At 67.4% G+C, this 25,526-nt stretch carries 21 protein-coding genes; 6 read left to right on the plus strand and 15 right to left on the minus strand.

The window, feature by feature from the left end:
• Nucleotides 1–188: 188 nt before the first annotated feature.
• The 8 genes from FBY20_RS04915 to FBY20_RS04950 all read right to left on the minus strand — a co-directional run bounded on the left by FBY20_RS04915 (nucleotide 189) and on the right by FBY20_RS04950 (nucleotide 12,116).
• On the minus strand, nucleotides 189–1,685 hold the full coding sequence (locus FBY20_RS04915; RefSeq protein WP_142050388.1) for an ABC transporter substrate-binding protein: 1,497 nt from the start codon (nucleotides 1,683–1,685) through the stop codon (nucleotides 189–191).
• A 219-nt stretch (nucleotides 1,686–1,904) separates the two neighbouring features.
• The gene (locus FBY20_RS04920) at nucleotides 1,905–2,804 is read right to left on the minus strand and encodes a LysR family transcriptional regulator (RefSeq protein ID WP_142050391.1); all 900 of its coding nucleotides are present in this window, start codon (nucleotides 2,802–2,804) and stop codon (nucleotides 1,905–1,907) included.
• The gene (locus tag FBY20_RS04925; RefSeq protein WP_142050394.1) at nucleotides 2,801–3,460 is read right to left on the minus strand and encodes a metalloregulator ArsR/SmtB family transcription factor; all 660 of its coding nucleotides are present in this window, start codon (nucleotides 3,458–3,460) and stop codon (nucleotides 2,801–2,803) included. Before FBY20_RS04925 ends, FBY20_RS04920 begins: the two co-directional genes overlap by 4 nt.
• 30 nt (nucleotides 3,461–3,490) lie before the next feature.
• Nucleotides 3,491–4,942, minus strand: coding sequence for an efflux transporter outer membrane subunit (locus FBY20_RS04930; RefSeq protein WP_142050397.1), 1,452 nt, complete (start codon nucleotides 4,940–4,942; stop codon nucleotides 3,491–3,493).
• Nucleotides 4,943–4,952: 10 nt separating this feature from the next.
• Complete coding sequence (locus tag FBY20_RS04935) at nucleotides 4,953–8,054, minus strand: MexW/MexI family multidrug efflux RND transporter permease subunit (protein ID WP_142050400.1); 3,102 nt, start codon at nucleotides 8,052–8,054, stop codon at nucleotides 4,953–4,955.
• A gap of 15 nt (nucleotides 8,055–8,069) precedes the next feature.
• Nucleotides 8,070–9,197, minus strand: coding sequence for an efflux RND transporter periplasmic adaptor subunit (locus FBY20_RS04940; RefSeq protein ID WP_142050402.1), 1,128 nt, complete (start codon nucleotides 9,195–9,197; stop codon nucleotides 8,070–8,072).
• 172 nt (nucleotides 9,198–9,369) lie between these two features.
• Nucleotides 9,370–11,343: a choline BCCT transporter BetT gene (locus FBY20_RS04945; RefSeq protein WP_056321672.1), complete on the minus strand. Its 1,974-nt coding sequence runs from the start codon at nucleotides 11,341–11,343 to the stop codon at nucleotides 9,370–9,372.
• A gap of 149 nt (nucleotides 11,344–11,492) precedes the next feature.
• Complete coding sequence (locus FBY20_RS04950; protein ID WP_056321670.1) at nucleotides 11,493–12,116, minus strand: TetR/AcrR family transcriptional regulator; 624 nt, start codon at nucleotides 12,114–12,116, stop codon at nucleotides 11,493–11,495.
• A gap of 131 nt (nucleotides 12,117–12,247) precedes the next feature.
• On the opposite strand from FBY20_RS04950, the gene FBY20_RS04955 reads away from it, so the two are divergent.
• Genes FBY20_RS04955 through FBY20_RS04965 form a run of 3 tightly spaced genes read left to right on the plus strand, consistent with a single transcriptional unit; the run spans nucleotide 12,248 to nucleotide 18,086 of the window.
• Nucleotides 12,248–13,441 (plus strand): efflux RND transporter periplasmic adaptor subunit, encoded by a 1,194-nt coding sequence (locus FBY20_RS04955; protein ID WP_082586267.1) that lies wholly within the window; start codon nucleotides 12,248–12,250, stop codon nucleotides 13,439–13,441.
• Nucleotides 13,438–16,623: an efflux RND transporter permease subunit gene (locus FBY20_RS04960; RefSeq protein ID WP_142050405.1), complete on the plus strand. Its 3,186-nt coding sequence runs from the start codon at nucleotides 13,438–13,440 to the stop codon at nucleotides 16,621–16,623. The genes FBY20_RS04955 and FBY20_RS04960 overlap by 4 nt, the downstream gene beginning before the upstream one ends.
• Nucleotides 16,624–16,625: 2 nt before the next feature.
• Nucleotides 16,626–18,086: an efflux transporter outer membrane subunit gene (locus FBY20_RS04965; protein ID WP_142050408.1), complete on the plus strand. Its 1,461-nt coding sequence runs from the start codon at nucleotides 16,626–16,628 to the stop codon at nucleotides 18,084–18,086.
• A 47-nt stretch (nucleotides 18,087–18,133) separates the two neighbouring features.
• Here FBY20_RS04965 and FBY20_RS04970 read toward each other — a convergent pair whose 3' ends face one another.
• The 3 genes from FBY20_RS04970 to ytfE all read right to left on the minus strand — a co-directional run bounded on the left by FBY20_RS04970 (nucleotide 18,134) and on the right by ytfE (nucleotide 20,356).
• On the minus strand, nucleotides 18,134–19,051 hold the full coding sequence (locus FBY20_RS04970; RefSeq protein ID WP_142050411.1) for a DUF808 domain-containing protein: 918 nt from the start codon (nucleotides 19,049–19,051) through the stop codon (nucleotides 18,134–18,136).
• Between the two features lie 159 nt (nucleotides 19,052–19,210).
• On the minus strand, nucleotides 19,211–19,621 hold the full coding sequence (locus FBY20_RS04975) for a hemerythrin domain-containing protein (RefSeq protein ID WP_056321657.1): 411 nt from the start codon (nucleotides 19,619–19,621) through the stop codon (nucleotides 19,211–19,213).
• Between the two features lie 63 nt (nucleotides 19,622–19,684).
• A complete protein-coding gene (ytfE, locus tag FBY20_RS04980) occupies nucleotides 19,685–20,356 on the minus strand; it encodes an iron-sulfur cluster repair protein YtfE (RefSeq protein ID WP_056321654.1) in 672 nt (223 codons plus the stop codon).
• Nucleotides 20,357–20,507: 151 nt separating this feature from the next.
• Here ytfE and norR point away from each other — a divergent pair, with 151 nt between their 5' ends.
• Nucleotides 20,508–22,037 (plus strand): nitric oxide reductase transcriptional regulator NorR, encoded by a 1,530-nt coding sequence (gene norR, locus FBY20_RS04985; protein WP_142050414.1) that lies wholly within the window; start codon nucleotides 20,508–20,510, stop codon nucleotides 22,035–22,037.
• 35 nt (nucleotides 22,038–22,072) lie between these two features.
• On the opposite strand, the gene FBY20_RS04990 is transcribed toward norR, so the two are convergent.
• On the minus strand, nucleotides 22,073–22,330 hold the full coding sequence (locus FBY20_RS04990) for a hypothetical protein (protein WP_142050417.1): 258 nt from the start codon (nucleotides 22,328–22,330) through the stop codon (nucleotides 22,073–22,075).
• A 41-nt stretch (nucleotides 22,331–22,371) separates the two neighbouring features.
• Nucleotides 22,372–22,575 (minus strand): cold-shock protein, encoded by a 204-nt coding sequence (locus FBY20_RS04995; RefSeq protein ID WP_006217928.1) that lies wholly within the window; start codon nucleotides 22,573–22,575, stop codon nucleotides 22,372–22,374.
• A gap of 358 nt (nucleotides 22,576–22,933) precedes the next feature.
• Between FBY20_RS04995 and FBY20_RS05000 the strand changes: the two genes are divergently transcribed.
• Nucleotides 22,934–23,374 (plus strand): hypothetical protein, encoded by a 441-nt coding sequence (locus FBY20_RS05000; RefSeq protein ID WP_056321644.1) that lies wholly within the window; start codon nucleotides 22,934–22,936, stop codon nucleotides 23,372–23,374.
• A gap of 142 nt (nucleotides 23,375–23,516) precedes the next feature.
• Entirely contained in the window at nucleotides 23,517–24,116 is a 600-nt protein-coding gene (locus FBY20_RS05005; RefSeq protein ID WP_142050420.1) for a LysE family translocator, read from the plus strand.
• A 76-nt stretch (nucleotides 24,117–24,192) separates the two neighbouring features.
• Here the strand turns inward: FBY20_RS05005 and FBY20_RS05010 are convergent, their stop codons facing one another.
• Together FBY20_RS05010 and FBY20_RS05015 are read right to left on the minus strand one after the other, a co-directional pair.
• A complete protein-coding gene (locus tag FBY20_RS05010; RefSeq protein ID WP_255452242.1) occupies nucleotides 24,193–24,546 on the minus strand; it encodes a hypothetical protein in 354 nt (117 codons plus the stop codon).
• A gap of 77 nt (nucleotides 24,547–24,623) precedes the next feature.
• Nucleotides 24,624–25,526, minus strand: coding sequence for a LysR family transcriptional regulator (locus tag FBY20_RS05015; RefSeq protein ID WP_142050423.1), 903 nt, complete (start codon nucleotides 25,524–25,526; stop codon nucleotides 24,624–24,626).

Below are 25,526 nucleotides of genomic sequence, written 5' to 3' on the forward strand. Positions count from 1 at the left end.
CGTGGGGCATCGAGATGTACAGCGGTCATTGCGTACGGGTGTCAGACACCTGGGAAGGAGAGACCCGCCGCCAGCAACTGACGCCATCCGGGACACCGCGGATCCGGCTCCGCCGGTCCGCTGGTGTCGCCCCCTTGAGGGGGGGCCCGCGTCAGCGGGCTGGGGGTGGGCCTGCCTTTAGGGGGGGCCTACTTCTTCTCTACCCCTTTCAAGCGGATCAAGCCGTCCGGATACGGAACGAAGCCTTGCACCTTGGCCTGCACGCCGAACGTCCACGGCAGGTAGAACAGGTAGATGATGGGACGCTGGTCCTGCATCGCGGCCAGCACCTGGTCGTACAGGGCGCGGCGCTTGGCGGTGTCGGCCTCGGCGCGGGCGTCGTTGAGCAGTTTGTCGACGGCGGCGTCGCAGAACTTGCCGTCGTTCAGGTTGCCCTTGCAACTCAGGTACTGGTGGATGTTGCCGCTGGGATCGACACGGCCCGACCAGCCGCTCTGGCCTACCTGGAAGTCGCCGCGCGCGAGCGAGGACTGCAGCGAGGCGAATTCGACAGGGCGCAGGGTGATGTCAAAGCCCGCTTCGGCCCCCATGGCCTGCACCAGTTCGAAGACCTGCTGCATGGTGGTGTTGTTGCCGAAGGTGATCTCGACCTTCACGCGGTCGTAGCCGGCTTCCTTGAGCAGGGCCTGCGCCTTCTTGGGATCGCGGCCCGGGCGGTCGAAGGACTTGTTGTAGGCAAAGCTGGCGGGCGGGAACGGCTGGTGGGCAGGCTGGAACATGCCTTCGCCGATCACCTGGTTCAGCACGTCGCGGTCGATGGCCAGATCCAGCGCCTGGCGCACGCGCTTGTCCTTGGCCAGCGGATGATCGGCGCGCGCGCCGTTGGCGAGGTTCACGGAGATGGACTGGAAACCCAGGCCGGTCACCGGGGCCAGACGCAGGCTGGGGTCGTCCTTGACAGCCTTGGCGTCGCTGGGCGCCACGCGCTCGATAATGTCCAGGTCGCCGGCGCGCAGGTTGTTCAGGCGCACGGTGTTGTCCGGAATCGGCGTGAAGACGAGGCGGTCGAAATGGTAGTTGGCCGCGTCCCAGTACTTGGGGAATTTCTCGAGCACGATGCGGTCGTTCTGCACGCGCTCCTTGAACTGGTAGGGACCCGAGCACACGGGCTTGCCGCCGGGATCCTTGTCGAAACTGGCGGGCGAAATCATCATGCCGGCGCGGTCGGACAGCTGCGACAGGAGAGAGGCGTCCGGTTCCGACAGGTTCAGCACCACGGTCCGGTCGTCCGGGGCATCCACGCTGGCCACCGTGGCCAGTTCGCTCTTGCGGTTGCTGTCGGGCAGCGTGCGGGCGCGGTCGAGGTTGGCCTTGACCGCGGCGGCATTGATGGGAGTGCCGTCATGGAAGACGGCATCCGTGCGCAGCTTGAAGGTCAGCGTCTTGTTGTCGGGGCCGACGGACCACGATTGCGCAAGCTGGGGCACGAACTTCAGGTCGGGCGTGATGTCGACCAGCCGGTCGCACAACGAGGCGAACACGATGCGGCCGACAAAGGTGCGGGCGCGCGCCGGATCCAGCACGTCCGGGTCATCCTGCAGCCCGATACGCAAGGTGGACTGGGCTTGCGCCAATCCGGTGGCGAGCATTCCCGCCATGGCCATGGCGAGGCAAAGTTTACGCATGAAAGATCTCCGTCGATTCCGCGGGGGACCGTGCCTCGTGCGCGGGCGCACCGCCTGGCAGGGAGGAACAGACCCCGGGTCGTGCCGCATCGCCGGGCCCATCCCCCTCGTGCGCACGTTGTTGCTGGATTCTGCGCCAGGCGCGCGGCGATTGTATAGACCGGCGCGGGGCGCGCCGCCCACTATACGCCCGTGGCGGCCGCCTTGCGGACGAAAGCCTCAGGGCAGACGGCACGGCGCCGAGAAATCGGCCGAGGCGGCAACCGTGTCGCGCAGCAGGGCGACCAGCGGCCGGGCGTCGTCGCGCCGGTACTGGAACGCGTAAGGCAACGCGGCCAGTTCGGGATCGCCGTGCAGGACGCGCAGGCTGCCTTCAGCCTGGAGCTTTTCGGCCCAATGCCTGGGCAGCAGCCCCACCCCGGTGCCTTCGATCAGCAATCCCACGATGGCGCCCCAGTTGTTGCAGCACAGGCGCTCGCCCGCGGCCTGGCGCCCGCCCAGCCAGTCGTCGATGATGCGCGTGGTGCCCGCGCCCTCGGGCAAGGTCACGAGCGGCAGCCGGGCCAAGAGGGCCATGGTCATGCCGGTCTCGCCGGGCTGCAGCACCGCGGGCGCGGCGACCCAGGAAAAGCGCGCCTCGCCGATGGGCAAGGACGCAATGCCGGCGCGGGACGACCGGCCGGCGATCACGGCAAAATCCAGTTCCCCGTCCGCGACGCGTTGCTCCAGCACCTGGCCGATGTCGACGTAGGGCTCCAGCACCAGCTCAGGGTAGGCGGCGCGCACGGCGCGTATCAGCTTCGGCAGCCAGGTCAGCGCGGTGAGTTCGCCCACGCCGAAACGGCAGCGGCCGCGCAGGCCGGGCGTCTCGGTCATGGAAGCGCGGATCTGGTCCGCGGCGGCGAGCAAGCCGCGCGCCTGCGGCACCAGGCGCTGGCCGGCGTCGGTCAGCACGGCCTTGTGGCCGCTGCGGTCAAAGAGCGGCTGGCCCAGCGCTTCTTCCAGTTCCGTGATGCGTTTGGAAAGCGAGGACACCGACAGGTGAAGCCGCTCGGCCGCCACGGCGAAACTGGCGCAGGTGGCGGCCCAATAGAAGGCTTCGAGCTGCTTGAGCGTCATGGCCGCTTGCTGACGCGATAGGCGCAGCGCCGCGCGCCGGCCAGGATATGTTCTTCGCGGTCGACCAGCACGCCCTCGCCCAGCACCTTGCGGAACAGTTCCAGCTCGCTGCGGCAAAAGCCCATACAGGCCTTGGCGGCCGAACAGATGGGGCAATGGTTCTCGATGAAGACGAATCCGGCTTCGTCCTCGCGCAGTTCCGCCATGTAGCCCTCTGCGCTGCGCACGTCGACCAGCCGTTCGAGCCGCGCCTTCAGGTCCGGCGCGTCCTGCATGGCCTGCTGGTAGACGTTGAGCATGGCGTTTTCGCGCACCTGCACCAGCTTGTCGATGCCCTCGTCGCCAAACACCTGGCGCACTGCCGCGATCATCTGCACCGTCATCTCGGCGTGCGTGTCCGGAAAGCGCCCGTGGCCGGCGGCGGTCAGGAACCAGATCTGGGTGGGCCGGCCGCGGCCCGCGCTGCGGCTCTCGGCGTCGACCAGCCCGTCGGCGTGCAGGCGCGTCATCTGCTGACGCACCGCCTCGGCCGTCACGTCCATGGCCCGCGCGATGACCGCGATGGATTGCGGCCCGCGGGTCTTCAGGGTCATGAGGACGCGGTCCGCAGGCTGGTGCGGCAGCGCGGCGGCCGGTTGGGACAGGCTGTCAGACATGAGGGATATCGATGCTCCGGATGAAGGTTCCTATGGTGCCACGGCCAGCCGCGTCTGGCCGGCCTCGTCAGCCTGCCAGCCGCCGCCCAGCGCCTTATAGAGCGCCACGAGGCGCGTATAGGACTCGGCTTCCGCCACGGCCACGGCGTCCTGGGCGCGCAAAAGCGTACGCTGCGCATCCAGCACGGTCAAATAAGGCGTGCTGCCCTCGCGGTAGCGCAGCCGGGCCAGTTCGGCGGCCCGCCCGCTGTGGGCCGCGGCCTGCGCCAGGCTGCCCAGGCGCTGCTGCGTCTGCCCGTATTCGGCCAACGCCGACTCCACTTCCTCGACCGCGCGCAGGACCGCTTGCTCGTAGCGCGCCGCCTCGCCATCCAGGCGCGCCTCGGCCCCGCGCTTGCGGGCATAGGCCGACGGCAGATGGAACGCGGGCCAGTTGGCGTTGGCCGCGACGCCGAACCCGCGGCTGGCGGCCGAGCCGAAGTCCGCGCCGCGCAGCGCGACGAATCCCAGGAAGCCACCCAGATCGATGCGCGGGTACAGCTCGGCCGTGGCCACGCCCACGTCTGCGTTGGCGGCAGCCAGGTTGCGTTCGGCGGCCAGCACGTCCGGGCGCCGCGACAGCAACGCGCCCACGTCGCCAATGGGCAGGCGCGCGGTCAGCGGCGCAAGCGGCTGGACGGCGTCCAGCGCACCCAGCTCCGCCGGACGCAGCGCCGCCAGCACCGCGATCCGGTAGCGCGCCAGCCGGCGCGCGGTCTCCTGGACCGGGACGCTGGCCCGCACGGTGTCGAGTTCGGCCCGCGCGCTGGCGAGGTCTCCTTCGTCGCCACGCCCGGCCGAGACCAGCGCCTGGGTCACGCGCAGGCTGTCCTCCTGGCTGGCCAGGTTGGCGCGCGCCACGGCCAGCCGCTGCTCGGCGCCGCGCAGTTCGAAATAATTGCGCGCCACTTCGGCCGCGACCACGATGCGCGCCTGCGCCAGGTCGGCAGCCTGCGCCTCGCTACGGGCCGCGGCGCTCTCGGCCGCGCGGCGCAGCCTGCCAAAAAGATCCAATTCCCAGGCCGCGTCGAAGCCCGCCCGGTAGCTTTCGGCCAGATTGCGCTGGCCTGCGACGCCGGGATTGGCCTGCGACAGGCTGCGCTCGTAGCCGCCGCCCAGCGTTACGGCCGGCAGCTTGTCCAGTTCCTTTTCGTCGAGCACCGCGCGCGATTCGGCAAGGCGGGCCTGGGCGATGCGGATGTCCAGGTTGCGGGCGAGCGCCATGTCGATCAGGCGGTCCAGTTGCGGGTCCTGCAGTTGCTTCCACCAGTCGCGCTGGACCTGATCGGTGGAAAACAGCGCCTGCTCGGGGCTGGTCAGCACCACGGGCGCCGGGCTGGGCCGGCGGTAGTCGGGTCCGACGGCGCAGCCCGCGGCGGCCAAAGCGGCCAGCAGCACGGCGGCGCCGCGGAAAAGGCGGGGAAAGAAATGCGGTTTATCCATGATCGATTCCTCAGTGCTGGACGGCGGCGCGCGCGTCCTCGGCGTCGGCCTGCGCCAGTTCGCGGGCGCGCGGCGTATCGTTGGCGGCGCGGTGGTCCCGGGCAAACACGGTGTAGACCGTGGGCAGCACGAACAGCGTGAAGAGCGTGCCGACCAGCAGCCCGACCACGATGACCAGTCCCAGGCTGTAGCGGCTGTGCGCGCCGGCGCCGGTGGCGAACAGCAGCGGAATCAGCCCCATGACCATCGCCGCCGTGGTCATCAGGATGGGACGCAGGCGGATGCGCGCGGCCGCTTCCATCGCCGCGCGACGGTCCAGCCCGTGGCTGACCTGCATCTCGTTGGCGAACTCCACCATGAGGATCCCGTGCTTGCTGATCAGGCCGATCAGCGTCACCAGGCCGATCTGCGTATAGATGTTGACCGTGGCCATGCCCAGCGCCAGCGGAATCAGGGCGCCGCAGATCGACATGGGCACGCTTACCAGGATGATGAAGGGATCGCGCAGGCTTTCGTACTGGGCGGCCAGCACCAGGTAGATGACGATGATGGCGAAGATGAAGGTGATCATCAGCGCCGAGCCTTCCTGCGTGAACTGCCGCGCATCGGACTGCCAGTCGTAGCTGAAGCCCGCCGGCAGCGACTGCGCCTCGCGCGTGAGGAACTGCACGGCATCGCCCATCGCGACGCCCGGCATGGGAATCGCCTGGAACGTGGCGGCGTTCAGCTGGTTGAACTGCGTGAGCTTGTTGGGCTCCACGCCCATCGACACCGATACCAGGTTGGACAACGGCACCTGCGCCCCCGAGGCGCTCTTGACGTGGTACTGCGCCAGCGCCTGCGGCGAGATGCGCTGCTCGCGCAGGCTTTGCGGAATGACGTCATAGGAACGCCCGTCCATGCCGAAGCGGTTTACGTAGTTCTCGCCCACCAGCACCGCCAGCGTGTCGCCGATGGCCTTCATGGTGACGCCCAGGCTGTTGGCCTTGCTGCGATCCACCTTCAGCTGCACGACGGGGTTGTTGTAGTCCAGGTCGCTGTCCACCACCATGAACAGGCCGCTTTCGCGCGCCGCCTGCTTCAGGCTTTCCATGGCGTCAAAGACCACGGCATAGTCCGACGCGCTCATCAGCACCATCTGTACCGGCAGCCCGCCCGTGGAGCCGGGCAGCGACGGCAGCTGGAACGCAAAGATGTTGCTGCCTTCGACCTGGTTCGCCATCGACTGCATGTCGGCCTGGATCTCGTCGGCCGAGCGCGTGCGGTCCTGCCAGTCCACGAAGTCCACGCCCCCGATGCTGTTGGAGACGCCATCGGACCCGTTGATCAGCCAGCGCCCCTTCTGCTCGGGCAGCGTCTTCATGACGTCGTCCCACTTCTTGCCGAACTTTTCCACGTAATCGATGTTGGCCTGCTGCGGCGACTTGATGGCCGTGAGCACCGTGGACTGGTCTTCGACGGGGGCCAGCTCCTGCTGCGCGGCGTTGTACAGGAAAGGCAGGCTGGCCAGCACGGCCACCGCCAGCACGCCGGTGACCCAGCGATGACGCAGCGACACGTCCAGCACGCGACCGTAGGCTTCGCCCAGGCAGCCGAAGAAGTGCTCGGCCTTGCGCGCCATCCAGCCGTCGGCGACCCGGCCATTCAAGAGAAACGAGCTCATTACCGGCGACAGCGTCAGCGCGATCACGCCGGACACCACCACTGCCCCGGCCAGCGTGAAGGCGAATTCCTTGAAGAGCGACCCGGTCAGGCCGCCCATCAGCCCGATCGGCGCATAGACCGCCGCGAGCGTGATGGTCATGGCGATCACCGGACCGGCCACCTCCCGCGCGCCGATCAGCGCCGCCCGCACGGGCGACTTGCCCTCCTCGATGTGGCGGTGCACGTTCTCGACCACGACGATGGCGTCGTCCACCACCAGGCCGATGGCCAGCACCATCGCCAGCAAGGTCAGCAGGTTCACGCTGAAGCCAAAGAGGGCCATGATGGCCGCGCCGCCCAGCATGGACAGCGGAATGGTGACCACCGGAATCAGCACCGCCCGCAGCGAGCCCAGGCACAGGAAGATCACCGCCACCACGATGACGATGGCTTCGAGCAGCGTCTGCGTCACGCCGTCGATCGAGGCGCTGATGAAGCGGGCCAGTTCGAACGGCACCTGCACGCTGGTGCCCGGCGGCAGGTTCTGCTTGATGTTGGGCAGCAGCTCGTTCAGACGCTTGACGATGACCAGCGGATTGCCGATCGGCGTGGCGTTCAGGCCGAAGTACACGGCCGGCTCGCCGTCCATCAGGCCGCTCGAATCGGTGGACGCCGCGCCCAGTTCCACGGTCGCCACGTCGCCCAGCCGGACGACGGCGCCGCCCTCGTGCTTGATTACCAGATCGCGGAATTCGGCCACGTTGACGAGGTCGGTATTCACCTGGATGTTGGACACCACGTACAGCCCCTTGGCCTGGCCGGGCGCCGCCTGCACGTTGTTCTGGCGCAGCGCGTCGGCCAGTTCGCCGGCGGAGATGCCGCGCGCCGCCATGCGGTCCGGGTCCAGCCATACCCGCATTGCCAGCTTCTGCCCGCCATATAGCTCGACGCTTGCCACGCCATCGATGGACGAGAGCTGCGGCTGCACCACTCGCGACAGGTAGTCCGTCAGCGCGGCCAGCGACAGGTTCGTGCTGGAAAAGCCCACGTAGGCAACGGCCGTCGCCTCGCCCGCGGACTTGACCAGGACGGGGTCGTAGACGTCCTGCGGCAGGCGGTACTTGACCTCGTTGACCTTGGCCATCACCTCGGTCATGGCCTTGTTGGAATCGGCATTCAGCTTCATCCGCACGGTGATCACGCTGCGGCCCTGGGTCGACGACGACGACAGGTAGTCGATGCCCTCGACGGTGGCCACGGACTGCGCGATGGGCTGCGTGACGAAACCCTGCATCAGATCGGGCGAGGCGCCCGGATATTGCGTCGTGATGGTGATGGTGGTGCTTTCGGTCAGCGGATATTGCCTGACGGGCAATCCGCTCAGGGCCTTGATGCCCAGCAGCAGGATGAGGGTGCTGACCACCAGCGCCAGCACGGGACGGCGCACGAACAGATCGGTGAACTTCATGTTGGCCTCCGCACCTTACCGGGCCTGCGCCACGGCGTGTCCCGGCGCGGCCAGCGCCACGGTGTCGTCCGGCAGGATCTCGACGGCGGCGCCGTTATGCAGGCGCAGCTGGCCCGACGTCACGACCCGGTCGCCCGCCTTCAGCCCCTCGGTCACCACCACGCGGCCGCGCAGGCGCTCGCCGGTTTTCACATAGGCCTGCCGGACGGTCGGCGCCGCCGCAGCGGCTTCTGGCGGCGTCACGACGTAGACCGAATCTCCGTAGGCGCTGTAGCTGACGGCCGTCTCCGGCACGGTGATGACATCCGGGCGGTCGGGCAGTCCGATCCGGGCCTGCGCGTACATCCCCGCCGACAACGCGCCGTCGGGATTGGCCAACAGGGCCTGCACGCGGACGGTGCGGGTGCCCGGGTCGACCTGCGGCTCCACGGTGGTGACCTTGCCCGGGAACTCGCGGCCCGCGTGCGCGTCCACCGTCACCGCCACCGGCTGGCCCACCCGCAGCGCACCCAGCGCCTGCTCGGGCAGCGTCAGGTTGGCGTACAACGAAGACGCATCCGTCAGCGACACCAGCGGATCGCCCGCGCGGGCAAATTGGCCCAGGTTCACGCGGCGCACGCCAAGCACCCCGTCGAACGGCGCCTTGATGCGCTTCTGGTCGATCAGCGCCTGCACGCGCCGCACGTCGGCGGCCGCCTGTTCATGGTCGGCCACGGCCTGGTCGAGCTGTTCACGCGTGGCGGCCTGCAGCGGCACCAGCCGGCGCGTGCGATCCAGCAGGGCACGCGCATTACGCGCCTGGGCTTGCAGCCGCGCCAGCTCGCCCTGCTCGGGCGCGTCGTTCAACTGCACCAGCAACTGCCCGGCCTTGACCGCCTCGCCCGGCGTGAACAGGATCTGCGCCACGCGCCCATCGACTTCCGCCGCCACCATCACCTGGCGGGTGGCTTCCAGCGACCCGATACCGGCCAGCGCCACCGGGAAATCCGCTTGCACGGCGGGCGCCACCGCAACCTTGGCCGGCGGCATCGACCACCCGCCGCCTGCCGCGCCCGCCTTCGATTTCCAATACATCGCCCCGCCGGCCAACGCCGCCGCCACTGCCAGGGCGACGACCGCCCCTGCCCTGCTTCTCGCCTTCATGATTCGCTCGCTTTTTTATTTAAACAAGAATTTGCTTGGATAATCCACGAATCGCGGGATTTCGTCAAAGCAGCGAAAGCAATGAAGGGGATAGCGCCGGCCTATGGGCCAAAAAAAAGCCACGCGGACAGCGTGGCTTGGGAATATGAGCAGGCGCCTGCCGGCGCGCCGACTAACCGCGAACCATGTGCAGGTAGTGGCGGTGCCGCTCGTATTGGTCGAGGATGTCGCCAATGACGGCGTCGCGGCTCCAGCCCATGATGTCGTAGTCCTGCCCGCCCTCGCGCAGGTGGACTTCGGCGCGGAAGTACTTGCGCTCGTCTTCGTCGGCGGCCTCGTCGGGCGTCAGGCTGGGACGCACGAAGGCCTGGGGCTGCACGGCGTAGGAAAAGTCCAGGTGTTCGCCATGCGAGACCTCGAGGATTGCGCCGCCCTCGTTCTCGTCTTCGCGCACCTGCACGGCATAGCCTTGCTTGCGCAATTCGTCGGCCACGTCTTCCAGCGCGGGCCGCACCACATCCGCGATGAAGCGCAGCACATGGGCGCGGCGCGGCATCATGACCATGTTGCGCAGACGCCGCTCCCAGGATTGGCCGCCGCGCGCCGGCCGCGACAGCGTCAGGGATTGATAGCGGATGCCGCGCTTGGTGGCGTCCAGCTTGAGCGCCTTGAACAAACCCCAGAGCGACAGCAGCAGGATGATCGAGAACGGCAGCGCGCTGGCGATGGTGGCCGTCTGCAACGCGGTCAGGCCATCGGCCAGCAGCAGCGCGATGGCCACCGCGCCCATGGACAGCGACCAGAAGATCCGCTGCCATACCGGCGTGCGGTCCGCGCCGCCCGAGGCCAGCAGATCCACCACCAGCGCCCCGGAGTCGGCGGAGGTGACGAAGAACACGGCCACCATCGCAATGGCGAACACCGAGATCACGCTGCTCCAGGGCAATAACTCAAGGAATGCGAACAGGGCCAGCGAACTGTCCGCATCCACGGCCTTCGCCAACCCCTGGTCGCCGCCAACCAGGATGTAGTAGATAGCCGTGTCTCCGAACACCGTCATCCAGAACAGCGTGAACCCGGCCGGCACCAGCAGCACGCCGCAGACGAATTCACGAATGGTGCGGCCCCGCGAAATGCGGGCGATGAACAAGCCCACGAAAGGCGACCAGGCGATCCACCAACCCCAGTAGAACAACGTCCAGCCGCCCAGCCAGTCGGTCGGCTCGTAGGCGTACAGGTTGAAGGTCTTGTTGACGATGTCGGACAGATAGGCGCCGGTGTTCTGCACGAACGTCTGGAAAAGGAACACGGTGGGGCCAACGGTCAGCACGAACAACAGCAGGACCACGGCCAGCACCATGTTGGCTTCCGACAGGAAGCGGATGCCCTTGTCCAGCCCGCTGGCCACCGACAACGTGGCCAGTCCGCAGGTGATGACGATCAGCACGATCTGGGGCACGACGCCAACCGGAATGCCGAACAGATGGTTCAGGCCGCTGTTCATCTGCGCAACGCCCAGGCCCAGCGACGTGGCCACCCCCAGCACGGTGCCGATGATGGCGAAGATGTCGACCGCGTGGCCGATCGGACCATGGATGCGATTGCCGATCAGCGGATACAGCGCCGAGCGCAGGGTCAGCGGCAGGCCGTGGCGGAAGCTGAAGAACGCCAGCGTGAGCGCCACCGCCGCGTAGATCGCCCAGGCGTGCAGTCCCCAATGAAAGAAGGTGATCTTCATGGACTCGCGCGCGGCCTCGACGGTGCCGCCCTCGCCCACGGGCGGCGACACGAAGTGCATGACGGGTTCGGCCACGCCGAAGAACATCAGCCCGATGCCCATGCCGGCGGAAAACAGCATGGCGAACCAGGTGAAGTTGCGGTAATCGGGCTCGCTATGGTCCGGACCCAGCTTGATGTCGCCGTACCGGCTGATCGCCAGGAACGCGACCGAGATCAGGATGATGGCGACGACCAGGATGTAGAACCAGCTTGCATTGCCGATGATCCAGGCCTGCATCGATTCGAAGAGGGTCTGCGCTGCCTTGGGCGCAATGATGGCAAAGGCCACCAGCAGCAACGTAAAGACGGCCGCGGAATAGAAGACGGGCCGATGGATGGTCGTGCTTGGTCGGGGTTCCGAAGTCATGGATGCACTCCTTGTGCCCGAGGGTGATGGAACATGGCGTTGGCCCCCTCAGCACGACCGGTGCGCCGCCGGTATTACTATCACGGGCGCACCCAAGCTGACAATCACCTGAGTTTGAAATCGGACCGTTCAGCGACGGTCCCGCGGCCTCAGTCCGGCTTGGCGTCGCCGAACACCACACGGCGAAAGAACCCGGCCAGCACGGCCTCGGTCATCTCGGGCGTGACGGCCTGGGGATCGAACGCAACGCTGAACTGCATGCCGTCGGACAGGGCCAGCAGACCCACCGCAAGCTGCTCGGCCGGCAGCGGCAGCGGCGTGCCGAACTGGGCCGAGAACTGGCGGATGTATTCGGTGGTGGCCGCGCGCAACTCGCGCAGACAGGCGACAAAGCCCACGCGGAAGTCCGGATCGCGCGCCGCCTGCAGCTTGCCTTCCATCCACAGCAGGAAACAGTCGTTTTCGCGAAAGTGCTTGCTGTAGTAGTCGAGCACGCGCGCTTCCATCTGCGACCGGCTCTCGCCGGCTTCGAAAATGGCGCGCATGTCGGCCATGACGTTTTCGTGGTCGCGCTTGAGCAGTTGCAGGAACAGCTCGGACTTGCTGCTGAAATTGGAATAGAACGCGCCGCGCGTGTAGCCCGCCTGCTCGGCAATGTCTTCAACGCTGGCGGCCACGAAACCCTTCGACAGAAAAATCGACTGCGCGGCGTCAAGCAGGCGCTGGCGCGTCTGATCTCGGCTTTGCTCTCGGGTCAGGCGGACTTTGGACATGGCGCGAGTTTAGCACCGGCGCGCATTTCAGATTCAACTTTGTATTCAGATACAAGACTGTATTAGAATTCAGTCCGTATCGAGTCTGACTCGTCCCTTTCCTGCCCCATTTCCGCGCAGCGAGGTGTTTCGTGAATTGTTTTGGCCCGGGCGCGCATCCCATCGCGCGCCATGCCGTTGCTGCTGCAGCACGGATCGTTCCCGCCGTTTCGCCCCGCCGCGGCACGCGCCTGTTGGCCCTGTCCGCTGTCATCGCAATGGCCGCCGCCGTGGCCGGCTGCGGCCGTGACGAAGCGCCCGCCCCCGCGCCGCGCCCCGTCGTCGCCATGCCCGCGCAGGCGGACGAAGCCCTGCCGGCCTGGACGCTTCCCGGTGAGGTGCAGGCGCGCTACAGCACGCCGCTGTCGTTCCGCGTGGGCGGCAAGATCGTGGAACGCAAGGTGCGGCTGGGCGACACCGTGTCCCCCGGCCAGGTCCTGGCCAAGCTGGACCCGGCCGACGCCACCAAGAATGCCGCCGCCGCGCGCGCGGCGCTGTCGGCGGCCCAGCACCAGCTGGACTACGCCCGCAAGCAACTGGATCGCGATCGCGCCCAGGCGCGCGAGAACCTGATCGCCGCCACCCAGCTCGAGCAGACCCGTAATGCCTATGCCTCGGCCCTTGCGCAGCGGGACCAGGCCGCGCAGGAGGCGGCGCTGGCGGCCGACCAGCTCAACTACACGACGCTGCACGCCGATCACGCGGGCGTCATCACCGCCGAACAGGCGGACACGGGACAGAACGTCGCCGCCGGCACCCCCGTCTATCAGTTGGCCTGGGCGGGCGACATCGACGCGCTGTGCGACGTGCCCGAAAGCGTGCTGGCGGGCCTGGAAATCGGCCAGCGCGCCACCGTCACGCTGGGGCCCTTGCCCGGCCAGACGTTCACGGCCGTGCTGCGCGAGATCGCGCCGGCCGCCGATCCGCAAAGCCGCACCTACCGCGCCAAGCTCACATTGGAATCGCCCTCGCCCGAGGTCCGGCTGGGCATGACGGCCAACATCAGTTTCGATAACCGCCAGGCCAACGGACGGACCACCTATACCGTGCCGGCCACGGCCCTGTTCCATGACGGCCGCGAGCCGGCGGTGTGGATCGTCAAACCCGAGGCCGACACGCTGGAACTGCGCCGCGTGCAGGTGCTGCGCTACGACGCGCGCACCGTCACGCTGTCGCAAGGGTTGGCGGCGGGCGAGCGCGTGGTGTGGCAAGGCGTGCACACCGTGTCGGCCGGCGAAAAGGTACGCCCGGTGCCGCCGCTGCATCCCGAGGATTTCGCGTCATGAGCGCCCCCGGCCAGGACCCCGGCCAGCAGGCTGACCAAGACGCCCATCGCCACGAGGAAGGCCGGTTCAACCTGTCGGCCTGGGCGCTGCGGCATCAGCCGCTGGTGATCTTCATCATCACGCTCGTCACGCTGTTCGGCGTGCTGTCGTATTCGCGGCTGGCGCAGTCCGAAGACCCGCCCTTCACCTTCCGCGTCATGGTCATCCAGACCATGTGGCCGGGCGCCACGGCGCAGCAGGTCCAGGAGCAAGTCACCGACCGCATCGCCAAGAAACTCCAGGAGACCGCCAACACCGACTTCCTGCGCAGCTACTCGCGGCCCGGCGAATCCCTGATCTTCTACACGATGAAGGATTCGGCGCCGGCCAGCACCGTGGCCGACCAGTGGTATCAGGTGCGCAAGAAGGTGGGCGACATGCGGGCCACGCTGCCGCAGGGCGTGCAGGGTCCGTTCTTCAATGACGAGTTCGGCGACGTCTACACCAACATCTACACGCTGCAAGGCGACGGCTTCTCGCCCGCGCAGTTGCGCGACTATGCCGACAAGCTGCGCACCGTGCTTTTGCGCGTGCCGGGCGTGGCCAAGGTGGACTATTTCGGGGATCAGCCCGAACACATCTACCTCGAGATCCCGAACACGCAGCTCACCCGGCTGGGTGTGTCGCCGCAGGAGATCGCCGAGGCAATCAACAGCCAGAACGCCGTGCAGGGCGCGGGCACGCTGACCACGGCGGACGACCGCATCTTCGTGCGGCCCACGGGCCAGTTCCCGAATAGCCGCGCCCTGGCGGACACGCTGATCCGCGTGAACGGCAAGTCCGTCCGGCTGGGCGACATCGCCACCCTGCACCGCGGCTACGACGATCCCCCGGCGCAGCAGGTGCGGTTCCAGGGCGAAACCGTGCTGGGCATCGGGATCACCATGCAGCCGGGCCACGACGTGGTGCGCCTGGGCAAATCGCTGGACGCCAAATTCAAGGAACTGCAGGCCGAGCTGCCCGCGGGCCTCGCGCTGACGGAAGTGTCCAGCATGCCGACGGCGGTGTCGGAGTCCGTCGACGAATTCCTGCGTTCCGTGGCCGAAGCCGTGGCGATCGTGCTGGCGGTGAGCCTGGTGTCCCTGGGGTTGCGCACGGGCATGGTGGTGGTGATCTCCATCCCTGTGGTGCTGGCCATCACGGCGCTGTTCATGGAGATGTTCGGCATCGGCCTGCACAAGGTGTCGCTGGGCACGCTGGTGCTGGCGCTGGGCCTCCTGGTGGACGACGCCATCATCGCGGTCGAGATGATGGCGGTGAAGCTGGAACAGGGCTGGAACCGGACACGCGCCGCCGCGTTCGCCTACACCAGCACCGCCTTTCCCATGCTGACCGGCACGCTCGTCACCGTGGCGGGATTTCTGCCCATCGCGCTGGCCAAGTCCAGCACCGGCGAATACACGCGCTCGATCTTCCAGGTGTCGGCCATTGCGCTCATCACCTCGTGGTTCGCGGCCGTGGTGCTGATTCCGCTGCTGGGCTACCGCCTCCTGCCCGAGCGCAAGCGCGAGGCGCATCTGCCGCACGACCACGAGCACGACATCTACAACACCCGCTTTTACCAGCGCCTGCGCGGCTGGGTGGCGTGGTGCGTGGATCGGCGTTATCTGGTGCTGGCCGGCACCGTGCTGGTGTTTGCCGTGGCGATGGCGGGCTTCAGGTTCGTGCCGCAGCAGTTCTTTCCCAGCTCCGACCGCAGCGAACTGCTGGTGGACGTGCGTTTGCAGGAAGGCGCGTCCTTTGCCGCAACGCTGCGCCAGGTCGAGCGTCTGGAAAAAGCGCTGGAGGGCCGGCCCGAGATCGCGCATTCGGTCAGCTTCGTGGGTACCGGCGCGCCGCGCTTCTACCTGCCGCTGGACCAGCAGCTTGCCACGCCCAACTTCGCCCAGCTCGTCATCACCACGCATTCGGTGGAAGACCGCGAAAAGCTCGCGCAGTGGATGGCGCCGATGCTGCGCAGCGACTTCCCCGCGATCCGCAGCCGCCTGTCGCGCCTTGAGAACGGGCCGCCGGTCGGCTACCAGGTGCAGTTCCGCGTCAGTGGCGACAAGATCCCCGAGGTGCGGGCGGTGGCCGAAAAGGTGGCGGCCGAGGTGCGCGCCGACAAGCGGTCGGCCAACGTGCAGTTCGACTGGGACGAGCCTTCGGAAAGATCGGTGCGCTTCGAGGTCAACCAGCAGAAGGCGCGTGAACTGGGCATCACTTCCAGCGACATCTCCAGCTTCCTGGCGATGACGCTCTCGGGCTACACCGTGACGCAGTACCGCGAGCGCGACAAGCTCATCAACGTCACCCTGCGCGCCCCGCGCGAAGAACGGGTCGACCCGGCCCGCCTTGCCACGCTGTCCATGCCCACGGCAAACGGCCCCGTGCCTCTGGGCAGTATCGGCCAGGTCCGCTACGACCTCGAGTACGGCGTCATCTGGGAGCGAGACCGCCAGCCCACGATCACTGTCCAGGCCGACGTGACGGGCGATGCGCAAGGCATTGACGTCACGCACGCCATCGACAGGAAGCTGGACGCCCTGCGTGCCGAGCTGCCCGTGGGCTTTCGCATCGAAGTCGGCGGGCCCGTGGAGGAAAGCGCCAAGGGCCAGACGTCCATCAACGCGCAGATGCCCCTGATGGCGGTGGCCGTGCTGACGCTGCTGATGGTGCAGTTGCAAAGCTTTTCCCGGGTGCTGATGGTGGTGCTGACCGCGCCGCTGGGACTGATCGGCGTCGTGGCCGCCCTGCTGCTGTTTGGCAAGCCTTTCGGCTTTGTCGCGATGCTGGGCGTGATCGCCATGTTCGGCATCATCATGCGCAACTCGGTCATCCTGGTGGACCAGATCGAGCAGGACATCCGCGCGGGCCACAAGCGCGTGGATGCCATTGTCGGCGCCACGGTGCGGCGTTTCCGGCCGATTACGCTGACCGCTGCCGCCGCCGTGCTGGCGCTGATCCCGCTGCTGCGCAGCAATTTCTTCGGCCCGATGGCGACAGCCCTGATGGGCGGCATCACCATCGCCACGGTGCTGACGCTGTTCTTCCTGCCCGCCCTGTATGCGGCGTGGTTCCGCGTGAAGCACGACGAACGCGACGAGCCGGAAGGCGTGCCGCCCGGCGCCAACGCGGGCGACACGGTGGAACGAGGAGCCTGACCATGCGCATCCCCTTCACTTTCCAACGCGTTCGGTTTGCGGCGCTGCCGCTGATGCTGGCACTGGGCGGCTGCGCCTTCGCGCCGGACAGCAAGCCGCCCGCCATGGCGCAACCCGCGCAATATGGCGTCGAGGCCGCGCCCCCCGCGGGCGCCACCGCGCAGGGCGTGGCGCAGCGCTTCGAACGCGGCGCGCACCCCGTGCCGCAGTGGTGGAAGCGCTACGGCTCCGAGGCGCTGAATGCACTCGTCGAGGAAGGCCTGGCCAACAGCCCCGACCTGGCCGCCGCCGAACGCAACCTGGCCGGCGCGCGCGAGCAATTGCGCGGGCAGGTCAATTCCTCGCTGCTGCCTTCGGTGGACGCGGGCGCCAGCGCCACGCGCAACCGCGCGCTGACGATGCCCGAACTGCCCGAACCCACGGCGCTCTTTAACGTCTTCACGGGACAGGTGCAGGCCAGCTACAACCTGGACCTCTTTGGCGCGGCGCGCTTTGCCAACACCTCGCTGGCGGCGCAGGTCGCGCAGCAGGCCTATCAGCTTGAAGCTGCCCGGCGCTCGCTCGCGGCCAACATCGTCACCGGTGCGATCACCTCGGCCGCGCTGGCCGAACGCGTGGCGCTGACGGAAAAGCAGGCGGTGCTGCTGCGGCAGGTGGCGCATGACACGCAACGCCGCTATGAATACGGCTCTGCCTCGCAGAACGATGCGCTGGCCGCCGACCAGGACGCCGCCACGCTGGAGGCGTCGTTGCCCGGCCTGCGCGCGCAGTGGCATGCCACGCGTCACGCGCTGGCCGTGCTGCTGGGCCGCAGTCCGGACCAGGCGCCCCCCGACCTGGCCTTCGACACGCTGGCCGTGCCCGAGGCGGTGCCCGTGGTGGTGCCGTCGGAACTGCTGGCCTCGCGGCCGGACATCCGGGTCGCCGAGGCGGCGCTCGAGGCCGCCGCGGCCGACGTGGGCCTGGCCACCGCGCAGATGTTTCCCAGCCTGTCGCTGTCGGCGTCCATGGGCAAGGGCGGGTTTTCTTGGGCCGACGCCTTGTCAGCTGGCGGTTCGATCTGGGCCATCGGCGCGTCGCTGACGCAGCCGATCTTCCATGGCGGGCAATTGCTGGCCGAACGCAGCGCCGCGAAAGAACGGTACGAGGCCGCCGTCCTGCAATACAAGCAGACCGTGCTGACCGCGTTTCGTGATGTGGCCGACACGCTCTCGCGCCTGGATGCGGGCGGACAGGCGCTGGCGTCGGCGGAAGCCTCGCGGCGCGCGGCCGAACAGTCCTATCGGAACACGGCCAGCCGGGTCAAGTTGGGCGCGCTGGCGCCTTACACCCAATACGCCGCCGAACAGCATTACGTCGCTGCGCGCCTGCGCGAACTGGAATACGCCAACAGCCGCATGACGGAAACGGCGGCGCTGTTCCAGGCAATGGGGTCGCCGGTCGCCGCCGCACCGCAAAGGTAGCGATCCCGCGCGCCGGTCTTCGTGGCGCGCCAGGACGGGCTGGCGCATCAGCCTTTCTTGAAAAGGCGCTTGACCAGACTCACCGCGCCCAGCACGACCGCGCCGGCGACGATGCCGAACAGGGCATTGAGCAACGTGGACACCAGCGCGTGCACGACGCCGCCCCCGCCCACCGCGGCGGCGGCGTGTTCGATGGCCGCATGCACGGGCGGGATGCCGTGGGTCAGGATGGCGCCGCCGACCATGAACATGGCGGCCGTGCCCACCACGGACAGGGTCTTCATCAGGTAAGGCGCCGCGCCCACGATCCGCTCGCCCAGCCAGGCCACCGCGCGCGACGATTTCTGGCTCAGGTGCAAGCCCAGGTCATCGAGCTTGACGATGCCCGCGACCAGGCCGTAGACGCCCACCGTCATCGCAATGGCAATGATGGACAGCACCGCGACCTGCCGTGTGAAGTCGGCGCCCGCCACCGCGCCCAGGCTGATGACGATGATTTCCGCCGACAGGATGAAGTCGGTGCGCACCGCGCCTTTGATCTTGGTCTTCTCGAACGCCACCATGTCGACCGACTGGTTCTGCAGCGCCTCGGCGCGCGCGGCGTGATGTCCCTCGGGCGATTCGCCGTGCGACAGGAACTTGTGCGCCAGCTTCTCGACGCCTTCGTAGCAAAGAAAGGCGCCGCCCAACATCAGGAGCGGCGTGATCGCCCAGGGTGCGAAGGCGCTGATGAGCAGCGCCGCAGGCACCAGGATCAGCTTGTTGATGAAGGAACCCTTGGCCACCGCCCAGACGACGGGAAGCTCGCGGTTGACGGGCACGCCGCTGACCTGCTGGGCGTTGAGCGCCAGGTCGTCGCCCAGCACGCCCGCCGTCTTCTTGGCGGCCACCTTCGTCATGACGGAAACGTCATCCAGGATGGTGGCGATATCGTCGAACAACGCGAAAAAGCTGCTTCCGGCCATCAAGATCCCCAGGCGCCTAGTAAGGTGCTCCGAGTGTACAGGCGGCGGCCGGCGGATTCATGCAACCGAGCTGTCGGTTTTCATTCCGTTTGTGTCCGGATCGGGGCGGGTTGCGCGCCGTGCGCACCGCCGCGTCAGAAGCGTCTGGCGGGTCTGGCGCTACATCGCCTCGATGCGGGGATAGAGATCGCGGTTTTCGCGCTGCATGCGCTCGTGCACACGGCGCAGCACGGTGTTGGCGTCGTCGCGAAAACCCCGCTCGTCCAGTTCCAGGCTGCGGGCATTGTTCCAGCGCTTGGCGAAGCCTTCGTAGGCGGCGGCGATGGCGTCCATCTCTTCCTGGAATTCGCGTCCCTTTCGCGCCAGGTCGGCGTCCGCGCTGCGCGCCACTGCGGGATACAGCGCGCGGTCCTCGACCGCCAGATGCAGTTTGATGGTGGCGCTCATGGCGACGATGCCCCGGGCGATCTCGGCCGCGTTGCGCGCCACGCCGGCCAGGGCCAGCTTGCGCAGCGACGCGATGCCTTCCAGGATATCCACGTGCTGCTGCTTGAATTTGTCGATGTTCATACGGACCTTCCCTGATGATGCCGCGGGGCCGGCAGGCCCCGCCCTTCCTTGCCGCGCGCGCCGTCAGGCCGGCGCGCGTGCGCCTGCGTTTTCGAAGAGGATGTTGTTTTCCAGGTGGATGTGCGCCATCAGGTCTTCCTTGAACTGGCGAATGCCCAGGTAAAGCGCGCGCCAGGTATTGCAGGCCGCACGCGGCAAGGTCACGTTGTTGGTCAGCGCCATCAGGCGTTCGAGCGCCACGCCGTGGTCGTCGTGTTCCGTGCGCATGACCATGATCGGCATGGTGGCCATGGCGCCGTGGCCGCGCGCCAGCATCGGGAACAGCACCTGTTCCTCTTTCTGCATGTGGCTTTCCAGTTCCTGCTGCATGGCGCGCAGGTGGTCGGCCAGGCCCGCCGGGCAGTCCGGGCTGTCGGCGTGGACCTGTTCCACCTTCAAGGCCAGGCGGATGAGCTCGGGCAATTGCTGACGGTGGACCTCGTGGTAACGCGCCAAAATGTGATCGACCAGCTCGGCCGGCGAAGCGAGCCCCCAGTCCGTTTCCTGCGAGGGGTTCTGCGCCAGGGCGACCAGGCGCGCCTCGATCTGCGCGGGATCCAGCGAACGCTGGGCTGCCGCCTCGGCCAGGCTTTTCTTGCCGCCACAGCAGAAGTCCAGTTCGAATTCGTGAAACACCTGCGTGGCGCCGGGAATGCTGCGGGCCAACTGGCCCAGGGATTGCTCAACCATGCTCATCGCGTCTCTCCATAGATCATGACGGTGCTTCTCTACTTGCGAGATCCGTGCCAGGAAAAACTTGCGATTTATCAATCACCTGCGTTTTAAAGGGTAGATATCACCCTTATGCGGTAGGGTTTTATTCACCTTGCAACGGTAGAATTCACCCATGCAAAATCTCCTGCTTGCCGACCTGGTCGCCGACCTGCCACCCGCCATTCGTCTACAGCGTCTGGTCTCCAGCCTTCGAACGCATTTCCGCTGCGGCGCCGTCGCGCTGCTGCAGCTCGAAGAAGATCACCTGCGTCCCATCGCGGTGGACGGCCTGACGCAGGACGCCCTGGGCCGCCGCTTCGCCGTGCAGCAGCATCCGCGGCTGGCGGCCATCCTGGCGCGGCGCGGCGTCACCTGCTTTCACCACGACAGCACCCTGCCCGATCCCTACGACGGACTCATCAACGGCATGGCCGGCGAACCGCTGCCCGTGCACGACTGCATGGGCACCAGCCTGCACATCGAGGGCAAGACCTGGGGTGTGCTGACGCTGGACGCGCTGGAGGTCGGCACGTTCGACATGGAGGCGCAGGCCGATCTGCGCGACTACATCGTGCTGCTCGAAGCCGCGCTGCGCACCACCCGCCTGGAAGCCGAGATCCGCGCCCTGCGCGTGGCTCGCGGGCAGGCGCCGGCGGACAGCGCCGCACCCGCCGCCAGCGAGATCCTGGGCCAGAGCGAGTCCATTGCCCGCCTGCTGCACGAGATCGAAGTCGTGGCCGATTCGGAATTGCCGATTCTGCTGCTGGGCGAAACCGGCGTGGGCAAGGAATTGTTTGCGCGCCGGGTGCACGGGCTGTCGCGCCGCCGCGACCGGCCGCTGGTGCACGTGAACTGCGCCGCGCTGCCCGAGTCCCTGGCCGAAAGCGAATTGTTCGGCCACGCGAAGGGCGCGTTTTCCGGCGCGGTGGCCGACCGGCCCGGCCGCTTTGAAGCCGCCAACGGCGGCACGCTGTTCCTGGATGAAGTCGGCGAACTGCCGCTGCTGGTGCAGGCCAAGCTGCTGCGCACCCTGCAGAACGGCGAGATCCAGCGCCTGGGCGACGACCGTCCGCGGACGGTTGACGTGCGCATCGTGGCGGCCACCAACCGCAGCCTGCGCGACCTGGTGCGCGCGGGCGATTTCCGCGCCGACCTCTACCACCGCCTGTCGGTCTATCCGATTCCCATCCCGCCCCTGCGCGACCGCGGCAACGACATCCTGCTGCTGGCCGGCCGCTACCTGGAACTGAACCGCGCGCGACTTGGGCTGCGCAGCCTGCGGCTGTCGCCGGAGGCCGAGGAGATGATGCGCCGCTACCGCTGGCCCGGCAACGTGCGCGAACTTGAACACGTCATCAGCCGGGCGGCCATCAAGGCGGTCAGCCACGGCGCCAGCCGCAACGAAATCGTCACGCTGGGCGCCAAGCTGCTGGACCTGTCCGACGGCGACATGCCGGGTGCGCTGGAAGACGATGCGGATGACACACCTGCTCCGGATGCGCCGGCACAGTCGCTACGCGACGCGGTGGACGCCTGTCAGCGGCAGGTCATTCGCCGGGCGCTGGACGCCCACGACGGCAATTGGGCCGTCGCCGCGCGCGCGCTGGATGTGGACCCCAGCAACCTGCACAAGCTGGCGCGGCGGCTGGGGTTAAAGGGCTGAAGCGTGGCGCCGCGAGATTGCCGCGTTGGGCGCAATCACGCAATCCGGGCGTGCGAATCGACCACCAGACGACCGTGGGTGATTGCGGCGTCGACCGCCATTCCGGGCGTGGCAACAAACCCGCCGGCAACGAAAAGCGGCACGGCATGGGGCTCGCCAAGCCGGTCCTGATCACCCGCCAGTTCCACTGCCACGGTAGCGGTGAAGGCTGGCCGATGCGCGTTCCCGACGGAAACCCGGGAGACGCTGGCGGAAAGCCGATAGCCCTTGTAGACCATATTGTTCTGATACATGGGACCTCCAATGTTTGGCGGCAAGCCTTGCGGCCCGCCACTCACAGCGCGCGGATCTGCGTCGCGTGAGGGCCCTTGGCGCCTTGCGCGGTCACATAGCTGACCCGCTGGTTTTCCACGAGCACTTTGTGTCCGTCGCTGACGATCTCCGAGAAGTGCGCAAACAAATCCTTGCCGCCGTTCTCGGGCATGATGAAGCCAAATCCCTTGGCATCGTTGAACCACTTCACAATTCCGGTTTCCATTGACGCTTTCCTTTAAATGCGGACAGGCCGCGTAGCGAGGCCTGTCAAGGAAAGGATCGCGAACAATGAGGCGCCCCGCAAAGGGTGCAAGACCGGACGAAAATCACGATGCTCGAAAAGCTTCTGAACCACTATGGGTGCCGGGCCGGGGGAAGTCAACGCGCTTTGTGCTTATTGCGTAACCAATCAACTCAATCCACGGGACGGCCGCGAAAAGCGCGTATGCTGGCCGCGTGGTGCTTGAAACGCGCGTTGCCTCGCCGTATCGCCATGAGGAGCAAGCCGTGATCAACCATCGCCAGAACGTCCCGCCTATCCCCCGCCCAGGCCTATTCGCCGCGTTGACCGCTGACGCCACGTGAGCCTGATCGGCAGGTCCATCGCCCGATTCGCCAAAGCGTGCGTGAAGCGCCTTCCCCCAGCGCCGGCCCCGTCCCGGGGCCCTGCCGCATCGGGACGCGATCCGCATCCGCGCCACGCCGCGATTTCATCGCCCTGGCGGATCTACCGCATCTATGCACGCCCCGGCCATCTGCTGTTGCGCAACGAACAAGGCCAAATCCTGGATCTGGGCGTGATGAAAGGCGCCGAACCCAATCTCCGATACCGGCTCTTTGCCCGGGACCTGCAAGGCAGGGGGTTCGCCACGCGCACGCAATTGCTTGACGACATCGCGCGGCGCATCGAGGCCGGGGAAGTCAGCCAGGAACTGCAGGTCCTGCCCGCATGGGACAGGCCGCTGGGCGCAGATCTGGACCGGGGCACGCACACGGATGTGTCGATGAAATTCGCACGCTAGCCGGACATGCTCGCCAGTCCGCTGATGCAGGACGACGTGACGGGGTTCGACGCGCCCTCGCGCTGGCGCGTGAAAGACAATTGCATGCGGTAACAGGGCCGTGCTACAAGACGGCCCTTCCCCGTCATCCCCCACCCGAATCATGTTCACAGCCTCGACCGCCAGCCTATTTGTCGCGGGCGTCGCCGTCATTCTCGCCATGCCGGGCCCGACCAATACGCTGCTTGCCGCCGCCGGCCTGCGCCAGGGCTTTCGCCAGTCCGCGCCGCTGACGCTGGCCGAGCTTGCGGGCTACCTGATTTCAATCACGGTGTGGGGCCGCTTTCTCGGTGAAGCGGCGCAGGTGCTGCCCTGGTTGCCGGGCGTGGTCCGGGCCACCAGCAGCCTGTACATCGCCTGGCTCGCGTGGCGCATGTGGCGCGCGGCCAGCGCCGTGCCTTGCGCGGCCCAGCAAGTGATCGGCATGCGCACGCTGTTCGTTGCCACGTTGCTCAACCCGAAGGGCATTCTGTTCGCCAGCGCCATCTTCCCCGCGCTGGCCTTCCAGCACTTGGCGGCGTATCTGACGGCGATGGGCGTCTTTGCGCTGTTGCTGGTGCCCATCGGCCTGGCCTGGGTGCTGTTTGGCGCGATGCTGGGCGGCGAACGGATGAAGTGGATCGATCCGGCAAAAATGCAGCGCGGCGCGTCGATCGTGCTGGGCGTGTTTTCCGCGACACTGGCCTGGTCGGTGTTTCGCTGAGCACATGTCGCACCGGCCTGAAAAACCATAGGATCCCTCGGGCGCGGCGGACCGAGCCCGTCCGCGGCAGCGGACGTCAGCCCTTGGGCATCTCGCGCTTCAAGCAGGCATTGACCACCTCGGTCACGCTCTTGCTCAGCCTTTCGCTGTCCGGCGTTGCGCTTTTGGTCGCCAGCAGCTGGTCCAGCTGCTTGAATTCCTCGTACGGCACGGATTTCTGCAAGCCGTCGACCATGCAATTGCAATAACTGGCGGCCTTCGCGTCCACTTCCGGCGAGGCCTGGACCCGGGACTTGAAGCCCGCGACGCACGAGCTATAGGTCTCGCGCTGGACCTCGGGCGGATAGGCCTCTTTCTTGCCGCACGCGGCAAGCGCCGCCAACGACATCAGCCCCACGCCCGCCGCAACCCGCAATGACATTCCAGCCATGAACCCCGCTCCTGATGACTTGAAAGCGGACCATTGTGGCATAGCCGAAACCCGCCATTGCGCCCCGTTCGCCGCGCTTAACCCATGCCCGCTGCGCAATCCAGGATGGCGCGCCGGAACTCGTGCATCAACGGCGACCAGGCGGTCCCCTGCCGCGAAATCAGCGCAATGGCGCGCGGCAACGGCCGGCCCAGCGCCACCGGCAGCGCGACGACGTCCGCCTCAGCCTCCAGCGCGCTTTGCGGCAGCAGCGCCAGCAGGTCCGTCTGCGCCAGCAACGCCAGCGTGCCCTTGGAAAAGTGCTCGACTTCCAGCGCCGCGGCGGGCAATGGCAGGTTGCTTTCCGCGTACCGCGAATCCAGGGCCTTGCGGGCAATCGAGGAAGGCTTGGGAAGAATCCACCGCAGGTCCGCCAGATCGCGCAACGCCAACTTGCGGCGCGCGGCCAGCGGATGATGACGGCTGGCCGCCACGCACAGCCGGTCTTCCATGATCGGTTCATGGTGCAGGGTCGAAGGCACGTCCGCATAGATGGGCGTCACCGCCAGGTCCAGCTTGCCGCTGGCGACCTGCTCGTTCAGGTCATCGGATAACCCCTGCGTCAATTGCACCCGCAGCGCCGGCCGGCGCGGCAGCAGGTGCCGCATCGCGGGCATCGCCACGCTGTCGATGGTGGCGCCCGTCACCCCGACGCGCAGCAATCCCGCCTGCCCCACGCGCAATTCCGCCGCGTGACGCATGGCGTCCAGGTATTCGGCCCAGAGCCGCTTGGCATGGTCCAGAAACACCAGTCCGGCCGACGTCAGGCGCAGCCCACGGCCACTGCGGTCCAGCAACGCAAGACCCGTATCCGCTTCCAGCCGCTGCAGCGACTTCGACAGCGCCGGCTGGCTGACGCCAAACGACGCCGCGGCGCGTTCCAGGTTGCCGTACTCGACGGCGGCCAGGAAGTACTCGATATCCCGCAACGACAGATTCAT

The sequence above is a fragment of the Achromobacter sp. SLBN-14 genome (genome assembly GCF_006715415.1).
In the GTDB taxonomy this organism is placed as follows: Bacteria; Pseudomonadota; Gammaproteobacteria; order Burkholderiales; family Burkholderiaceae_B; genus Achromobacter; species Achromobacter mucicolens.